14 protein-coding genes are annotated in these 16487 nt (G+C 64.5%); 5 read left to right on the plus strand and 9 right to left on the minus strand.

The features are described 5' to 3' along the window. Positions 1–631: 631 nt before the first annotated feature. Positions 632–964, plus strand: coding sequence for a hypothetical protein (locus KVT32_RS24150; RefSeq protein ID WP_217618926.1), 333 nt, complete (start codon positions 632–634; stop codon positions 962–964). Between the two features lie 100 nt (positions 965–1064). Here KVT32_RS24150 and KVT32_RS24155 read toward each other — a convergent pair whose 3' ends face one another. Then, positions 1065–1802 carry an anti-sigma factor gene (locus KVT32_RS24155; protein ID WP_217618927.1) on the minus strand — a complete coding sequence of 246 codons (738 nt, stop codon included), beginning with the start codon at positions 1800–1802 and terminating at the stop codon, positions 1065–1067. After that, positions 1799–2314 carry a sigma-70 family RNA polymerase sigma factor gene (locus KVT32_RS24160; protein ID WP_217618958.1) on the minus strand — a complete coding sequence of 172 codons (516 nt, stop codon included), beginning with the start codon at positions 2312–2314 and terminating at the stop codon, positions 1799–1801. Before KVT32_RS24160 ends, KVT32_RS24155 begins: the two co-directional genes overlap by 4 nt. Before the next feature lie 199 nt (positions 2315–2513). Between KVT32_RS24160 and KVT32_RS24165 the strand changes: the two genes are divergently transcribed. Together KVT32_RS24165 and KVT32_RS24170 are read left to right on the plus strand one after the other, a co-directional pair. Then, positions 2514–3737 carry a catalase family peroxidase gene (locus KVT32_RS24165; RefSeq protein WP_217618928.1) on the plus strand — a complete coding sequence of 408 codons (1224 nt, stop codon included), beginning with the start codon at positions 2514–2516 and terminating at the stop codon, positions 3735–3737. Continuing rightward, a complete protein-coding gene (locus tag KVT32_RS24170; RefSeq protein WP_217618929.1) occupies positions 3734–4303 on the plus strand; it encodes a cytochrome b in 570 nt (189 codons plus the stop codon). The genes KVT32_RS24165 and KVT32_RS24170 overlap by 4 nt, the downstream gene beginning before the upstream one ends. A gap of 68 nt (positions 4304–4371) precedes the next feature. Here KVT32_RS24170 and KVT32_RS24175 read toward each other — a convergent pair whose 3' ends face one another. Together KVT32_RS24175 and KVT32_RS24180 are read right to left on the minus strand one after the other, a co-directional pair. Continuing rightward, positions 4372–4794, minus strand: coding sequence for a hypothetical protein (locus KVT32_RS24175; RefSeq protein WP_217618959.1), 423 nt, complete (start codon positions 4792–4794; stop codon positions 4372–4374). Positions 4795–4809: 15 nt separating this feature from the next. Continuing rightward, positions 4810–5184, minus strand: a complete 375-nt coding sequence (locus tag KVT32_RS24180) for a glutathione S-transferase N-terminal domain-containing protein (RefSeq protein ID WP_217618930.1) — start codon at positions 5182–5184, stop codon at positions 4810–4812. Between the two features lie 275 nt (positions 5185–5459). Between KVT32_RS24180 and KVT32_RS24185 the strand changes: the two genes are divergently transcribed. Together KVT32_RS24185 and KVT32_RS24190 are read left to right on the plus strand one after the other, a co-directional pair. Further along, positions 5460–6524, plus strand: coding sequence for a hypothetical protein (locus tag KVT32_RS24185; RefSeq protein WP_217618931.1), 1065 nt, complete (start codon positions 5460–5462; stop codon positions 6522–6524). Positions 6525–6582: 58 nt separating this feature from the next. After that, complete coding sequence (locus tag KVT32_RS24190; RefSeq protein ID WP_217618932.1) at positions 6583–7785, plus strand: hypothetical protein; 1203 nt, start codon at positions 6583–6585, stop codon at positions 7783–7785. Positions 7786–7928: 143 nt separating this feature from the next. Here KVT32_RS24190 and KVT32_RS24195 read toward each other — a convergent pair whose 3' ends face one another. The 5 genes from KVT32_RS24195 to aceK form a co-directional block, all read right to left on the minus strand. After that, the gene (locus KVT32_RS24195) at positions 7929–9164 is read right to left on the minus strand and encodes an MFS transporter (RefSeq protein WP_217618933.1); all 1236 of its coding nucleotides are present in this window, start codon (positions 9162–9164) and stop codon (positions 7929–7931) included. Between the two features lie 287 nt (positions 9165–9451). Continuing rightward, positions 9452–11476, minus strand: coding sequence for an acetyl/propionyl/methylcrotonyl-CoA carboxylase subunit alpha (locus KVT32_RS24200; protein WP_217618934.1), 2025 nt, complete (start codon positions 11474–11476; stop codon positions 9452–9454). A 56-nt stretch (positions 11477–11532) separates the two neighbouring features. Next, entirely contained in the window at positions 11533–13140 is a 1608-nt protein-coding gene (locus KVT32_RS24205) for a carboxyl transferase domain-containing protein (protein ID WP_152383107.1), read from the minus strand. Positions 13141–13369: 229 nt separating this feature from the next. After that, positions 13370–14551: an acetyl-CoA C-acetyltransferase gene (locus KVT32_RS24210; RefSeq protein ID WP_217618935.1), complete on the minus strand. Its 1182-nt coding sequence runs from the start codon at positions 14549–14551 to the stop codon at positions 13370–13372. 35 nt (positions 14552–14586) lie between these two features. Next, entirely contained in the window at positions 14587–16467 is a 1881-nt protein-coding gene (gene aceK, locus KVT32_RS24215; RefSeq protein WP_217618936.1) for a bifunctional isocitrate dehydrogenase kinase/phosphatase, read from the minus strand. Positions 16468–16487 lie beyond the last annotated feature (20 nt).

A 16487-nucleotide genomic window follows, 5' to 3' on the forward strand; every position in this document is an offset into this window, starting at 1 on the left:
TATCGCTGAATTCGGCGATGTGTGCTTCTGGATTCGTGCCGGAGGCAAGGCCCATCATCCTCAGTCCGCGTATCGAACGATCCCTAGCAGTATTAGGACCTGCACGCATTGTCCGCACAAACACCTTCCGCTTCAGGCCGTGTGCATCACGGACAAATGCGAAAAATTTACTGACCCCAAGGCGTGGCTGACCGTGAGATCGCACGACTGCCTCTGTTAGGGCGCCTTGAACGCGGCAGTATCGGACTCACGGTGTGGGCCGCGAACCCAAGCAATGCCGAAGCAAAGCATTGGGATTCTAGGGGCATGCTTTCGCTCGGGACGCGCACATAGGTTGATTTCCGCCCCATTGCCCAGTCGCCGATTTATCTCTCTCTTTCCGGCTAGAGTCGCTCCGCGCCGTATACTCCCCCGACTACCGCCACGAACGGTAGCCCGGTGTGGAAGCCGGTAAATTCGTCGGTGTTGACCTCCCAGTCAGCACGCCTTCGCACGCTCAATGGGCGGGCCTTGGCAGGGGTGCGCTAGTCGCACGCCGGTTCCGACGATCCGGTCTTCCAACCTTGTCCTGTGCCCGCCCGCCCCATTTGGAAGTGGGGCAGCGGGATTTCCATATCGTCGGAGGAAATCCATGCAGTCCCATCCCCTCACTGAAAGCCCCTGGTCCGTAGACACTAATCCCGAACTCGGCGTGGTGCCTTTATCCCACCTCTACAACATCGACCGCGCTTGCTGCGCCATCGCGTCCATCGCGCGTCTTGTCGGCAACAGCGCCTCCGAGCCCGACGCCACCGGCGCGCAGCCGCTGGACGCGTGGACCGTGGCCGCGTTGTTGGGCGGCGTGGAAGGGTTGTGTGAGCACGTGGGCGTCATGACAGAGGCCATGTTGGAAACGGCACGAGCGTGCGCACAAGACGCCGACTGCGCCGATCCCACGCACGACGCGCCCGCGTCGATTCAATAAGCGCAATAGCGGCTCGGGCCTGCCGCGATATACGACAGGCCCGAGTCTTTCGATTTCGGCGGTTACGTACCCCGAGCTCGGGGCCTTAGATAGCTGGCCGTCACGACTCGCCCATTTGCGCTGTCTGACCGTGCCCATCCCCCGCGGTCACCAACGCATAGTTGTACCCCTGCCCCGACCAATACCGCGCCAGCAGCTCACCATCCCTCCGGCTCCCTCGCGCCAGAAACTGCCCCCCCGGTCCAGGCGGCCGAATATAAAACGTGGCGCGCTGCCCCACGTTCTCATAGATAACAAGTGCCGCCGGCCCCTGATCGGTAGCCAACAATCGCGCAGCAACAGGCCTAAACCCGCTATCGCTCAAATTAGGCAACCGCTCGGCATGCGCAAAATACGCATCCAGCCACCCCTGCAGATCCCCAGCATCGGCCCGCACATCCGGCTGCGGCGCATCGGCAGACGCAAACAACCGATAAGCCTGCATCGCATCCTGCATCGGCAACACCCGATTCGCCAAGGCCGTATCCCGAACACTCCATCCCGTAACGCCGCCAATCGCCACCGCCACAACGAGACTAGCCGCCATCACCATCCGCCGCCGCGTGCGAACTCTTAACCCCGCACGCACCGCAGCAGGATCCAACGCAGGATTACCCGGCAAACTGTCCCCGCCAGCCCCTTCCCGCAGCCGCTGCGCATCCCGCCGCCAAGCCTCCAGCTCCTGCGCCTCATCAGGATGCGCCCGCAAGTACGCCTGCAGCGCCTGCAACTGCGACGGATCCAACTGTCCATCCACATACGCATTACGCGTCAGATCATCAATAGCGCGTTCTTTCATTTCAATATCCTCAGACGAGCCTCGCCGGCCTGTCCCTCATGCAGTTCACGCAAGGCACTCCGCGCGCGGGACAGGCGCGACATGACGGTGCCCAGCGGTACGTCTAAAACATCGGCGACGGCCTTGTAGCTCATGCCTTCCACGCTGACCAGCCACAACAGCGTGCGCTGCGCTTCGGGCAGGCGTTCGAAGACATCCAGGGAAGATCGCGCGATGACCTGGCGCTCGGCCGACGGCGCAGCCGCGTCGGACCCGGCAAACCATGACAGCAGCCGCGCATAGCGGCGCGAGCGGCGTTGGGCGTCCAGGAATTGGCGGTACAGGATGGTGAAGAGCCACGCGCGCACGTCGCCTTGCGGGCGGCGGCCGCGCCAGCGGGTGAGCGCTCTTTCCAGGGTGGATTGCACCAGGTCGTCGGCCGCGACTGCGTCGCGCGTGAGGCGCAGCGCAAAACGCCGCAGGCGCGGCAGTAGTTGGCGCAGCACGGCGTCGGAGAGTTCTTCCGCTGGCATCTCGTCGTCGGTGGATGCCGGCGCGTCGGGCGGCACGCGGACCGGTTGAATCATGGCGGGTTCCTGGGACAGGCCTGCGCAACCAGCTTACAGGTCAATGCTGTAAGACGCCGCGCCGGCGGGTTTATTCCATCGGGGAATAACTTTTTTTGCGCGACGTCCTACAGGGGTATTCATCGCCCCATGGGCAAGGAGCCTTATGCAACAAGGATCTGACCGCAACGGCCCGCCGCCGGGTCAAACGCCACCGGGAAGCCAGCCGCCGGGCCACCTGCGGCCGAATCGCCACCCGACGGGTGCAGGGCATCAAGACGGCCGGTCGCCCGAAGACCGGTCCCAGAAGCCCCGGCCGCTCACCACCGCTCAAACCCTTTTTCGCCTCACCGCCATCGGCGCCATCGTCCTCGCCTCTGGCGCTGCGTTCGCCTACGTGGGCGGCTGGCTCGATCCGCAGCGCCTGACGCCCGACCGCATCGTGAACGCCCTGGAGGCCAACAGCGGCGTCCACGAGGGCTTTCGGCGCAACCACGCCAAAGGCGTCTGTGTGATCGGCCGCTTTGAAAGCAGCGGCGCGGCGCACGAGTTATCCACCGCTGCGGTATTCGCCTCGGGCAGCACGCCGGTGATCGGACGATTGGCCCTGCCCGGCGGCAATCCTTATGCCTCGGACTCCAGTGTCCCGATCCGCAGCTTTGCGTTGATGTTCACGTCCGCCAACGGCGAGCAATGGCGAACCGGCATGAACAGCATGCCGGTGTTTCCGCTGTCGACCCCGCAGGCGTTCTACGATCAGCAGCTAGCCGGTCGCCCCGACCCCAAGACGGGCAAGCCCGATCCGCAGCGCATGCAGGCGTTCTTCGCGGCGCATCCGGAAACGGGCGCATTCCGCGCGTGGGCCAAGACCGCCAAGCCGTCGGCCAGCTACGCGACCGAAGACTATTACGGCCTGAACGCGTTCTACCTGATCGATGGGAACGGAAAGCGGCAGCCGGTGCGCTGGCAGTTGGCGCCGTTGGACGCGGCGGCAGCGCCTGCGGCGCAGCCGGGGCACGATGCGGACTACCTGCAAACAGATCTGCAACAGCGCCTGACGCAAGGGCCGTTGCGCTGGCGTCTGCTGCTTACGCTGGGCCAGCCCGGCGATTCCACCAGCGACGCAACCCGCCAGTGGCCGGCGGACCGGCCGACCATTGAAGCCGGCACGGTGGTGATAACCAGCAGCGCACCGCAAAGCGACGGCCCGTGCCGCGACGTGAACTACGACCCGACCGTATTACCGCAAGGGATCGCCGTGTCCGACGACCCGCTGCTGGCGGCGCGTTCCGCAGCCTACGCGGCCTCTTATGAACGCCGCACGGGCGAAGGGCCGCCTCACGCCACCGCGGCGTCATCCCCTTCGACCCAACCGGAGCGCGCCCAATGATCCCGTCGCCCAATCAAACCCGCCGGCCGCCCGCCACGTTCAGCCTGTTCGCACGCGTGCTGCATTGGTCGATGGCAGTCGGCATACTGGCGATGCTGTTCATCGGCGTGGGCATGGTGGCGTCTGTGTCCGAGCGGCATCAGTGGCTGGTGCAGATACATAAGCCGTTGGGCTTGGCGTTGCTGGCGCTGGTGTGCATACGGCTGGCCAGACGTGTGCTCAAGGGCGCGCCTGCGTTGCCGGCCGATCTGCCAGCCTGGCAGCGTCATGCGGCGTTGGCTTCGCACGTCCTGCTATATGCGCTGATGGTCGCGATGCCGCTGATCGGCTGGGCGATGCTGTCGGCGGGGGGGTATCCGGTCGTGGCGGCCGGTTGGCAGTTGCCGCCGATTGCGCCTGCGGATGCAGCCTTATTCAGTTGGCTGCGCGGTGCGCATCGCTATCTGGCCTTTCTGCTGTTCGCGACGGTGCTGTTGCATCTGGCCGCGGCGTTGTTTCATTGCTCGGTGCGGCGGGATGGCGTGCTGGAATCGATGACGCGGGGTCGTTCGGTGTCATCGCGCTGAATCAGGAAAGGGGCGCTGCCAGGCGATTTCCATGGCGCACGTGACACGGGTGCCGGCGTGACACGGATTCAATTCGGCTTCCAGGTCACGCCATCCTTCGTCCGATACTCCGGCGTCCCCGTGCAGCATCCCCCCGCCCCAAGCGCCTGCCGCCCAATGAACGCCGTGACGCCGCCCTTCTCTTCCGTAAGCGACTGACGCAAGCACGACGTCGGCAAGGGATAGAAATCGCCTTCCAGCACCAACGTCCAGCTCACGTTCTCGCCTTCAGCGGGATCGACCCGATACACCTTGCAGTTATGCGCAAGCAGATGAATGGGCTTTCCGGCAAGTACGCCCTTGAACTGATGTTCGGGCGGCGCCTCGCGCGTGGCGATGGTTTCGGCGGTGAGTTTGGATCCGGCCGGCGGTGGCGGCAGCGACGGTTCGCATGCGGCGAGCAGGCTGGTGGCGCATAGCGCGATGGTCATCCGAATCACGGCAGGCATCATGATCGTGCGGCTCAATTACGCGACGTTGGCAAACCGCTTTTCAAGGTACGCGATGATGTCGTTGGACTCGTACATCCAGCGCGTGCCCTCGGCGTCTTCGATGCGCAAGCAAGGCACCTTCACCTTGCCGCCGCCCGCCAGCAACGCGGCGCGCGCGTCGGGGTCATGCTTGGCGTCCTTCAGCGCGACCGGCACATTGAGCCGATGCATGGCGCGGCGTGTCTTCACGCAGAAGGGGCAGGCCTGGAATTGATACAGCGAGAGTGCGGCGGCGTCCGCGTTGACGGCGGCCTGGCCTTGCGGCGAGCGCTTCTGCGGACGCGGACGGGTCAGTGCGTCGCCCAGGACAATGATTTGACCCAGGCCGACACGCAGGGCTTTGACGAGCATGGATGTGGACTCGGAATGTTGAAGAAGGCTGCCAGTCTACTCTGAGCGGCGACGCTACCGACTACGGGCCGTCTACGGGGCAGGCACATAATCCCCACCTGCGCGGGGCGGCATCTATCCCGAGACGTGATCAGGAAGCGGATGCCGCTCGTCCCATCGCGTGAAGGTTCGCCGCGATATCATGCCCTGGTGTCTTCGCCCCGGGCCTTGTTCAGCCGCAGGGGCGACTGACGCCGATAGGCTCAACAACCCAACTCATAAAGGAACGAAGACCGATGACGCTGTCTCGCCGCGTGCTTGCCCTTGTATGCGTGTCCGCCCTGTCCGCCCCGGTTGCCGGCTGGGCGCAGTCGACAAACGATAAAGCAACACAAGCCGAGGCGGCAGCCATGTGGAAGCGGCATCTTGAGAACACCGACAAGCTGTTCGACCAAGCCCGCAAGGACATGGCGATAGTGGTGATCCCAACCGTCAATTTGGATGCGGGACCGCCGCGCAACTTCGACGATGCGGCCACGCGGGATAAGTTCACTCGGCAGCGCAGCACCCTCATGCATTGGCAGCACAAGACCGAGAAGGGCTTCGCGATGACCGTGGGGCAAGGCAAGCACAAGTTTGATTTCTCCGACACGGGCCCGCTGTTCCAGACGACGCGCGGCGCATTGGCGTATCAGGTGATCCCGGTGTGGCCCGGCGAGTACCGGCTCAATCGCATTACCTACCACCAGCCGCGCACGGCGTTGCCGGACTCGGACGCGCGTGCAAAATCGATGGACTATCAGAAAGACCTCGGCATGGCGACGCTGACCGAGACGCCGGATATCGACTTCAAGAAGGAAGGCCCCTGGACGCCAATAACGCCAAGTGAGGATGGGCTGGGCGCAGGCTGCGAGGTCACATTGCGCATCGGGGACGGCTGCAATGAGGCGGCGCGGGAGTATCGGTGGGTGGAAGGGGCCAAGCGCGCGTTCCACAATCGCGAGGCAGAGATGTTGCCGGTTGCCGGCGTTGACACGGAACTGCTCTTTACGCCGTTGGCCACGGTCACGCTGAAAGCGGGTGATGTGGTGCTTATGGATGGGTACAAGATGCCGGATGATCAGCCGGTCATGGTAAAGGATTCGTGCGGGGTGTTGGCGCGGGAATGGGTGTGTTTGCTGGAGTCGATGACGCTTGAGCGGCTGCCCGCCAGTCTGGAGGATTTTCGGAAGGCGCCTTCTGCTGCGAGTTTCAAGCTGCCTAAGCTGGATGCCGCGTTGAAGGAGCTGGTTTATCGGGAACCGAAGTATTACTTCGATCCGGCGGCTGGGGCGGCGAATCGGTTTGAGATGAGGAAGTAGGTTTGGGGTGGTTTGGCCCAGTGACTAACAAGACCTTTTGGGGTACGTCGATAGCTCTATGAAGCAATATCAAGACACCGAAACTGGGATGATCTATGCGTTCGAGGACGATTACGATCCCCTCACAGCGAACAATAGGAACATTCCTAAGACGCTTACAACTACTGTCAAACTGCGGCCTGACGATTCTCATGTCTGGTACCAAGGTGCTTGGATCGAACAAGAGCATGCTCCGGCTGGCCATACGCCTCCAGTATCCAGTGTCCCCTCGAACAACCCCGCGTGGATGGCTCATTTGCGTCCCTACAGTGCTGTCCATCGAGACGCTTTCTCAGGTTTGAACGTTACGCTAGACCAGATCAACGCGAACTCCTATGACGGAAGAAAACTTGCGGAGGTGGTCGCGTCACTACCTCTGAACAATTCAAGCGGAATCCCGGCCCTGGTTAGTTACGATGGAGCTATAGCTATTCCCCAATGCAGCGATTACCCTAGTCGGGTCGATGGGGTGCGCAAGCTCAACGAGATACTCTGTAGCTTTCTTCTGGGTGGCGTTCATGTTGAGGTTCTTCATTCCGAGGAACTCATAATCGGAGCGTTGCACGACAAAACTAGTCTTTTTGCATATACCCCATCACTCCATGCGAATCTTCGTTGGAATTGGGCAGCTCCGGCAGATCGTTGCTTGCCTTTGATGAGCCCGCGAGTCCTCATGGTGGATGAGATGATCAATGCATTTCGCCAAGGGCAACGGGTCATTCAATCGATGGCCTCTTTCTCGCCGCTATTTCTGCTGAGTGGCTATACGGCAACGGTGTATCGGAATAACAGCGATGCACTTAACAACCTCTGGATAACTGTGGAACAGCTTACAGAGCATCTATGGGGTGAGAAGTACTTGAAGCACAGGAGCAGCTTTCCCAACAATGTCGCGGAAGCTCATTTGAAGCTAGCGAAGACGCTTGGCCGCATATCCACAAAGCACGAACTATTGCGCTTAGCGAATATTTTCAGCGAGGCTTGCTTCCAAGCTCTTAGCCTTGCGCGGCAAAAGCGCAATGACCTAGCGCATGAAGGAGTCATACCCGACTCCCAGCTAATAGAGCAGTTGTGGAGCGTGCTGCCTGAACTGATTGAAGTCGCTTCTGGTACTAAGCATCTGGCAATGAGGCAGCTCAATGGCGGTGCGGTGGAGGATTGGGGCATTCCAGCAAGGACTAACTTCGATGAGTGGCTGAACCTTGCTACGGCGTTGAGGTGATCTCCTGCTCCGGGCAGGATCGGCGGACGCTTATCAACAGTCTGATGAGAGACTGGTGGCCTACACATCGATTGACTCGAGATTGCGTGCTCCAGCGCATCACTGCGATCGTCAAAGTCTCCCGTCCAACATGGATGATTCCCTCAGCCTTGCCCCACCTCATTCCCATTCAACGTCCGAAGCCGCCTCAACTCCGGGAACCACCGCATCCACAGCGCTGCGACCGCAATCGTCCCCACCCCGCCAATCACCACGGCTGGCACCGCACCGAACAATTGGGCGGTGAGCCCAGATTCAAACTCCCCAAGCTGGTTCGACGCACCGACAAACAAGGTGTTCACCGCGCTGACCCGCCCCAGCATGTGATCGGGCGTCTTCAACTGCACCAGCGATGACCGCACGACGACGCTGACCGCGTCTGCTGCGCCCAGCACGACCAGCGCGGCAATCGACACCAGAATCGAGGTCGACAGCCCGAACACCGTGGTCGCCAGGCCGAATACGATGAGCGAACCGAACAGCAGCCGGCCAACGTTCTCACCCAGGCTCAAACGCGCCAGCGTCAACGACATCAATGCCGCACCGCAAGCCGGCGCAGCGCGCAATGCGCCAAGCGCCCAAGGCCCGGCATTGAGAATGTCCTTTGCAAAGATCGGCAGCAGCGCCGTCGCCCCGCCCAGCAGCACCGCAAACAAATCCAACGACAGCGTGCCCAGCAGCAACCGCCGCTGGAAGATGAAGGTGATGCCGCCGAACAGCGTGCGCCAGGTAGTAGGTTCCTTGCGCGGCGGCGCGCGTTCGATGACGAGGGTGGCGATGGCGATGAAGGCCGTCAGATACAACGCAGCGGCGACGCAGTAGATCCACCCAGCCCCGAGGCTGTAGCCGACGCCGCCGAGCGCGGGGCCGGCGATCTGCGCGATCTGGCCGCCGGATGAGGACAGCGCGGTGGCGCGAGGGAGCCATTCGCGCGGGACGACGGCGGGGATGAGCGTGGAGAGCGTCGGCGCTTCGAAGGCGCGGGCCGAGCTCATGATGATGATGGTGGCGTAGATGAGCGTCTTGCCGCCGACGCCGTGCAGCGCGGCGATGGCGAGGACCAGCGTGGCCAGGGCTTCTAGCGCCATGCAGAGGGCGACGATCTTGCGGCGGTCGTAGCGGTCGGCGACGTGGCCGACGACGAGCGTGAGCGCGGCCATGGGCAGGAATTGGGCGAGGCCGATGAGGCCCAGGTCTAGCGCGCTGCCGGAGAGCGCATAGATCTGCCAGCCCACGGCGACGGAGACGATCTGGAACGCCAGTGACGCGGCGACCCGGCCGCAGAGGAAATGCAGGAACGGCGGACGGGAAAGCGGACTGGGCGTGTCGGCGGCGGACATGGTGGGCGTGGCGCGGGGGAAGAGCCGATTCTAGGCGCGGGGCGCTGACGGATAGCTAAACCGAGGTCGTTGGCGCACCGCGCAATGCGGTCCCCGCGGAGCGAGCTGAATGCAACCGCACTGACGCCCTTCACAACGTGCGCCAAGTAGCCGCAGGTCGGCTGGCGTGCAGCCAAACCGTAGCTTCGACTGTCTGTGACTGCCCCGATTCGATGGGCCGAACTTTCAAAACAAAACGGCTCCCGGCGATACCGCCGGAAGCCGTCGGGTACGTTCTCAACCGGTCGTTACTCGATCGACACCAGCTCGGCGCCTTCCGTCACCTGATCCCCTACCCCATAGAACACTTCCCCCACCGTACCGTCTGCGGTGGCAGAAATGGTGTGCTCCATCTTCATCGCTTCCATCACGAGCAGCGGCTGGCCCTTTTCGACCTTGTCGCCGGACTTGACCGAGATCGAGATGATCTTGCCTGGCATGGGCGCGGCCAGACCCGCGCCGTGCTCGCCCTGCGTGTCCTGCGAGTGCGTCAGCGCGTCATACAGCTCCAGAACGTGCGAGCCGTCCTCGCGGAAGACGTAGGCGCGGTCGCCGTGCAGGACGACGGTGCCGGCGCTTTCATGGCCTTGCAGCGTGATGCGCAGGCCGTAGGCCAGGTTGGGGTTGGCGCTGGCGTGCGAGCGCCACAGGAAGGGGCGCGCGCCGTCGCCGGTGTCCAGCGTCCACGCGCCGCCCTGACGGGCGACGGTGACGTGACGGGCTTCGTCGTTGTCGGTCCATTGCAGTTGACGCCGATACTGGCCGCCCAGCCGCCAGCCGTCGCGCGCGTCCCACGGGTCGGTGGGGCCTTTGCCTGCGCCTTGCGCGCCCGGTTGAGCAAGGCCTTGGCGAACCAGCACGGCGGCGGTGGCAAGGGCCAGCGCGTCGGCGTCGGCGGGTTGCGGGTCGGGCAGCAGCGTGGCGCGTTGGCGTTCGATGAGGCCGGTGTCCAGATCAGCGGCCGCAAAGGCGCTGTCCTTCATCAGGCGCGACAGGAACGCGACGTTGGTCTGCACGCCCACCGCCTGCGTCTGCGCCAAGGCTTGCAGCATGCGGGCGCGGGCCTGGTCGCGATCGGCGCCGTGCACGATGAGCTTGGCGATCATCGGGTCGTAGAACGGGGTGATGGTGTCGCCCATCCGCACGCCGCCGTCGACGCGGATGTCGCCGTTGGCAAAGGCGGTGTGCGCCGGCAGGCCCAGATAGGCAAGCGTACCGATGGACGGCAGAAAGCCCTTCTCGGGGTTCTCGGCGTAGATGCGGGCTTCGATGGCGTGGCCGTTGATGCGCAGGTCTTCCTGGCGCGCGGGCAGCGGCTGGCCGGCGGCGACGCGCAGTTGCCATTCGACGAGGTCGTGGCCGGTGATCATTTCGGTGACCGGGTGCTCGACCTGCAGGCGCGTGTTCATTTCCATGAAGTAGAAGCGGCCGTCGGGCTCGGCGATGAATTCGACCGTGCCCGCGCCCACGTAGCCGACGGCGCGCGCGGCGGCGACGGCGGCTTCGCCCATGGCGCGGCGGCGTTCTTCGGTCATGCCGGGGGCGGGCGCTTCTTCGATGACTTTCTGGTGGCGGCGCTGCACGGAGCAGTCGCGTTCGAAGAGGTACACGCAGTTGCCGTGCGTGTCGGCGAACACCTGGATTTCGATGTGGCGCGGCTTTTGCAGGTAGCGTTCGATCAGGACGCGGTCGTCGCCGAAACTGGAGGCGGCTTCGCGCTGGCACGAGGCCAGTGCATCAAGAAATGCGCCGGACGATTCGACGATGCGCATGCCCTTGCCGCCGCCGCCCGCGCTGGCCTTGATGAGGACGGGATAGCCGATGCCGTCGGCCTGCGATTTGAGGAACTGCGGGTCCTGGTTGTCGCCGTGGTAGCCGGGCACGAGCGGCACGCCGGCCTTTTCCATGAGGGTCTTGGCGGCGGACTTGCTGCCCATGGCGGCGATGGCCGATGCCGGCGGGCCGACGAAGGCGATGCCGGCGTCCTGCGCGGCCTGGGCGAAAGCTTCGTTCTCGGACAGGAAGCCGTAGCCGGGGTGGATGGCGCCGGCGCCGGTGTCGCGCGCGGCTTGCAGGATGGCGTCGGCGCGCAGGTAGCTGGCGCGCGGCTCGGAGCCACCGATATAGACGGCCTGGTCGCACGCGGCGACGTGGCGGGCGTTGGCGTCCGCGTCGGAATAGACGGCGACGGTGCGCAGTCCCATGCGGCGCGCGGTGGCGGCGACGCGGCAGGCGATTTCGCCGCGGTTGGCAATCAGCACAGTATCGAACATTGCGTTATCCAAGCTGAAGTGTTCGGAAAGGGCGCGAAGCGCGTAGGGGGTGGGCTCTACATCCGGAAGACACCGAACTTGGTGTCTTCGATGGGCGCATTCAGCGCGGCAGACAACGCCAGTCCCAACACGCGGCGCGTGTCGGCGGGCGCGATGATGCCGTCGTCCCACAACCTCGCGGTGGCGTAATACGGATGGCCTTCGCGTTCGTACTGCTCGCGGATCGGGGCCTTGAACGCATTTTCTTCGTCCGCCGACCATTGGCCGCCGCGCGCTTCGATGCCGTCGCGCTTCACAGTCGCCAGCACGCTGGCCGCCTGCTCGCCGCCCATGACCGAGATGCGGGCGTTGGGCCACATGAAGAGCATGCGCGGCGAATAGGCGCGGCCGCACATGCCGTAGTTGCCGGCGCCGAACGAGCCGCCGATCAGGACGGTGAACTTGGGCACGTTGGCGGTGGCCACGGCCGTCACCATCTTGGCGCCGTGGCGCGCGATGCCTTCGTTTTCGTATTTGCGGCCGACCATGAAGCCGGTGATGTTCTGCAGGAACACCAGCGGAATCTTGCGCTGCGCGCACAGTTCGATGAAGTGCGCGCCTTTTTGCGCGGACTCGGAGAACAGGATGCCGTTGTTGGCGACGATGCCGACGGGCATGCCGTGGATGTGCGCGAAGCCCGTGACCAGCGTGGGGCCGAAGCGGGCCTTGAACTCGTCGAACTCGGAGCCGTCGACGATGCGCGCGATGACTTCGCGTACGTCGTAGGGCTTGCGGGTGTCGGCGGGAATGATGCCGTTCAGTTCGCTGGGATCGAAGCGCGGCTCGCGCACAGGGATGGTGACCAGCGGCTGGGGTTTCTTGCGGTTCAGGCGCGCAACCGCATTGCGCGCCAGTTGCAGCGCGTGCATGTCGTTGGCGGCCAGGTGGTCGACCACGCCCGACAGGCGCGTGTGCACGTCGCCGCCGCCCAGGTCTTCGGCGCTGACTTCTTCGCCGGTGGCGGCCTTGACCAGCGGCGGGCCGCCCAGGAAGATGGTGCCCTGGTTGCGCACGATGATGGACTCGTCGCTCATGGCGGGCACGTACGCGCCGCCGGCGGTGCAAGAGCCCATCACCACGGCGATCTGCGCGATGCCCTGCGCCGACATCTGCGCCTGGTTGTAGAAGATGCGGCCGAAGTGTTCGCGGTCGGGAAAGACCTCGTCCTGCTGCGGCAGGTTGGCGCCGCCCGAATCCACCAGATACACGCAGGGCAGATGGTTCTGCGCGGCGATCTCCTGCGCGCGCAGGTGCTTTTTGACGGTCATCGGATAGTAGGTGCCGCCCTTGACCGTGGCGTCGTTGCAGACGATGACGCACTCGGTGCCGGACACCCGGCCGATGCCGGTGATGACGCCCGCGCCGGGCGCATCGCCGTCGTACATGCCATGCGCCGCCATCGGCGACAGTTCCAGGAACGGGGTGCCCGGATCGATCAGGTTTTCCACGCGGTCACGCGGCAAGAGCTTGCCGCGCGCGGTGTGCTTGGCGCGGGCGGATTCGCTGCCGCCCAGGGCCGTCTGCGCCAGCTGCTGGTTCAGATCGTCCAGTTGCGCCTGCATGGCGCTGGCGTTGTCGATGTAGTCCTGCGACCGCGGATTGATGCGGGATTCGATGATGGGCATGGGGTACCACCCGTCCTGCTTGATTGGAATTTGAAGGCGCTCGAAAAAGAGCGGGTTGTCTCGCTGCCCGGTGGGCCGGGCATTCTTGTCGATGTGGTAAATCAGGATTTCGTTGCGCCTTTCCTGCCTGGCCCGCGACCGACCCGTCGCGGTGATTGCCCTGCCAGAAAGGCGCAGCGAAATCCTGCTCGGGGGACGGACAAAGCCCGCGCCCCAAGCAGGCAGCCGCTTAGACCATTTCGATGGCCATCGCGACGGCTTCGCCGCCGCCGATGCACAGCGTGGCCACGCCGCGCTTGCCGCCGGTCTTGCGCAGTGCGCCGATCAGGGTGGCCATCAGGCGCGCGCCCGAAGCGCCGATCGGGTGGCCCAGGGCGGTGGCGCCGCCGTGGATGTTGACCTTGTCATGCGGGAGCTTGAAGTCGGTCATGGCGGCCATGGTGACCACCGCGAAGGCTTCGTTGATCTCGTACAGGTCCACGTCCTCGGCCGTCCAGCCGGCCTTCTTGAACAGGTTCTTCAGCGCGCCGACGGGGGCGGTGGTGAACCAGTTGGGTTCCTGCGAATGCTGCGAGTGCGCGACGATGCGGGCCAGCGGTTTGACGCCGAGCTTTTCGGCGGTGGACGCGCGCATCAGCACCATGGCGGCGGCGCCGTCGGAGATCGACGACGAGTTCGCGGCGGTGACGGTGCCGTCTTTCTTGAAGGCAGGCTTGAGCGTCGGGATCTTTTCCGGCATGGCCTTGGTGGGCGCTTCGTCGGTGTCGATCACGGTGTCGCCCTTGCGGCCGGCGACGGTGACGGGGGCGATTTCCCACTTGAAGCTGCCGTCCTCCGACGCGGCGCGCGCGCGGCGCAGCGATTCCAGCGAGAATTCGTCCTGCTGTTCGCGCGTGAACGAATACTTGGAGGCGCAGTCTTCGGCGAAGACGCCCATGGCCTTGCCCTTGTCGTACGCGTCTTCCAGGCCGTCCAGCGCCATGTGGTCGTACACGGTGTTGTGGCCGTAGCGGTAGCCCTGGCGGCCCTTGAGCAGCAGGTAGGGCGCGTTGCTCATGCTTTCCTGGCCGCCGGCCACGACGATTTCGGCGCTGCCCGAAGCCAGCAGGTCATGGCCGAACATCGCGGCCTTCAGGCCCGAGCCGCAAACCTTGTGAATGGTGGTGCACGCCACGCCCAGCGGCAGGCCAGCGCCCAGCGCGGCCTGGCGGGCGGGCGCCTGGCCTTGGCCAGCTTGCAGCACGTTGCCCATGATGACTTCATCGACCTGCTCCGGCTTGATGCCGGCGCGTTCGACCGCGGCCTTGATGGCGACGGAGCCCAGCTCGTGCGCGGCCAGGCCGGACAGGTTGCCCAGCATGCCGCCCATGGGCGTGCGGGCGACGGAAACGATGACGATGGGATCTGACATGACTTGCTCCTGTGAGGGTCGGGACAGCGATTGGGTTACAACACCGCGTTGCCGTTTGACGGGCGGTCTGAACGCAGGCGTCTGTCCTTATCGTAAGGGAAAAATTCTTCGATCCGGCCTTGCGCCACGTGGGCGCGGCAGGCCTGCCACCAGTCCGGTTCCAGGAGGTCGGCATGGTGACGCATGAAGGCGCCGCGCACCCGCGCATCGCCCAGCAGGAAGCGGCCGAATTCCTCGGGGAAGACGTCGTTCGGACCGATGGCGTACCAGGGTTCGGCGGCCATCTCCGCTTCTTCATTCGGGGCCGGCGGGATGCGCCGGAAGTTCATTTCGGTCATGCGCTGGATTTCGTCGTAGTCATAAAAGACGACCCGGCCCAGGCGCGTGACGCCGAAATTCTTGTAAAGCATGTCGCCGGGGAAGATATTGGCTGCGGCCAGTTGCCGGATGGCGTCCCCGTATTCGCGCACCGCGTGGTCCAGCAACGCGTCCGGCGCCTGCTGCAGGTACAGGTTCAGCGGCGTCATCCGGCGTTCGATGTAGACATGGCGGATGACGACGGTGTCGGCGGTTTCCTCGATAAGGCTGGGCACCAGCCGGCGCAGTTCATCGAGCAGCGGGGGCGCGAAGCGGGCGCGCGGCAGGGCGACCTGTGAATATTCCCAGGTGTCGGCCATGCGGCCGACGCGGTCGTGCAGCTTGACCATCTGGTACTTGCGCCGCACGGTGGCGTGGTCCATGCCGTCCTTGTCGATGCGGTCCTTGATGAGCTTGAACACGTACGGGTAGGACGGCAGCGTGAACACGCACATCACCATGCCCTTGATGCCGGGGGCGATGTCGAACGCGTCGCGCGAATGCGCCAGGTGGTGCAGGAAGTCGCGATAGAACAGCGTCTTGCCCTGCTTTTGCAGGCCGATCATGGTGTAGAGCTCGGCCTTGGGCTTGCGCGGCAAGAGGCTCGACAGGAAGTTGACCACGGCCGCGGGCGTTTCCATGTCCACCAGGAAATATGCGCGGGTAAAGCTGAACAGCGTGCTCAGGTCGTCCGCGCCCAGGAGCAGCGCGTCCAGCGTCACCTGTCCCGCCGGATTGCGCGTCAGCGCGATGGCAAAGGGATAGACGGTGGTCTGGTTGATCAGGCGGCCGACGATGTAGGCGCCCTTGTTGCGAAAGAAAAGCGAGCCCAGCGCATGGATCTGGCAGTCGGTGGCAATGCGCCGGCCGACGTGGCGGGGCAGCACGGCACGCAGCTTGGACACGGCCGCGCGCGCCAGCAGGCGCGTGTCGCGCGGCAGGTCCTCGAAGGGCAGCGCCAGACCGAAGTCGGCCACCATGCGGATCAGGCTTTTTTCCAGGCCGTCGGTCACCGGGTAGTACACGCGGTAGGACGGGATGCTGCTGTCCAGGTAGTCAGTGGCGACGGCCGGCCGGACGAACAGGAAATCGTTGTGGAAGTAGTCGCGGTGCAGCAGCCGGCACGACACCGAGTTAAAGAAGGTCTCGGCGCACTCGGGCTGGCGGTGTTCGCCCAGGAGGCCGACGAACTCCTGCTTGATGTCTTGCCAGTAGGCGGTCTGCGCGTCGGTCAGGGACGGGGTGTCGGCGCCATCGCCGCCACCGTTGCCCGCGCCGTTTCCACCCACCGCGCCTTCCGGCCGCCCGCGCAGCACGCCTTCCAGTTGCGTGGCGCATTCGCGCACGCGCATGTCGTAGTACTCGATGCGTTCGCGCGACAGGTGCTGGATGCCGTGCCAGTCGCCGGATTCGAACAGCGCCTTGGCGCGCTGCGCGCTATAGCGGAACAGCGCGTAGTGCCGGTCAAACCCCGCCAGGATCAGGCGCGCGACCTCCAGCGGCGAGGGTCCCGGCGCGGGAGCCTGCTCAATGTGCTGGATGTCGGACGTGCGGATCATGGCGCGGGCTGTGGATAAGG

Origin of the sequence: Achromobacter sp. GbtcB20 (genome assembly GCF_019091095.1) — a bacterium.
GTDB lineage: Bacteria > Pseudomonadota > Gammaproteobacteria > Burkholderiales > Burkholderiaceae_B > Achromobacter > Achromobacter mucicolens.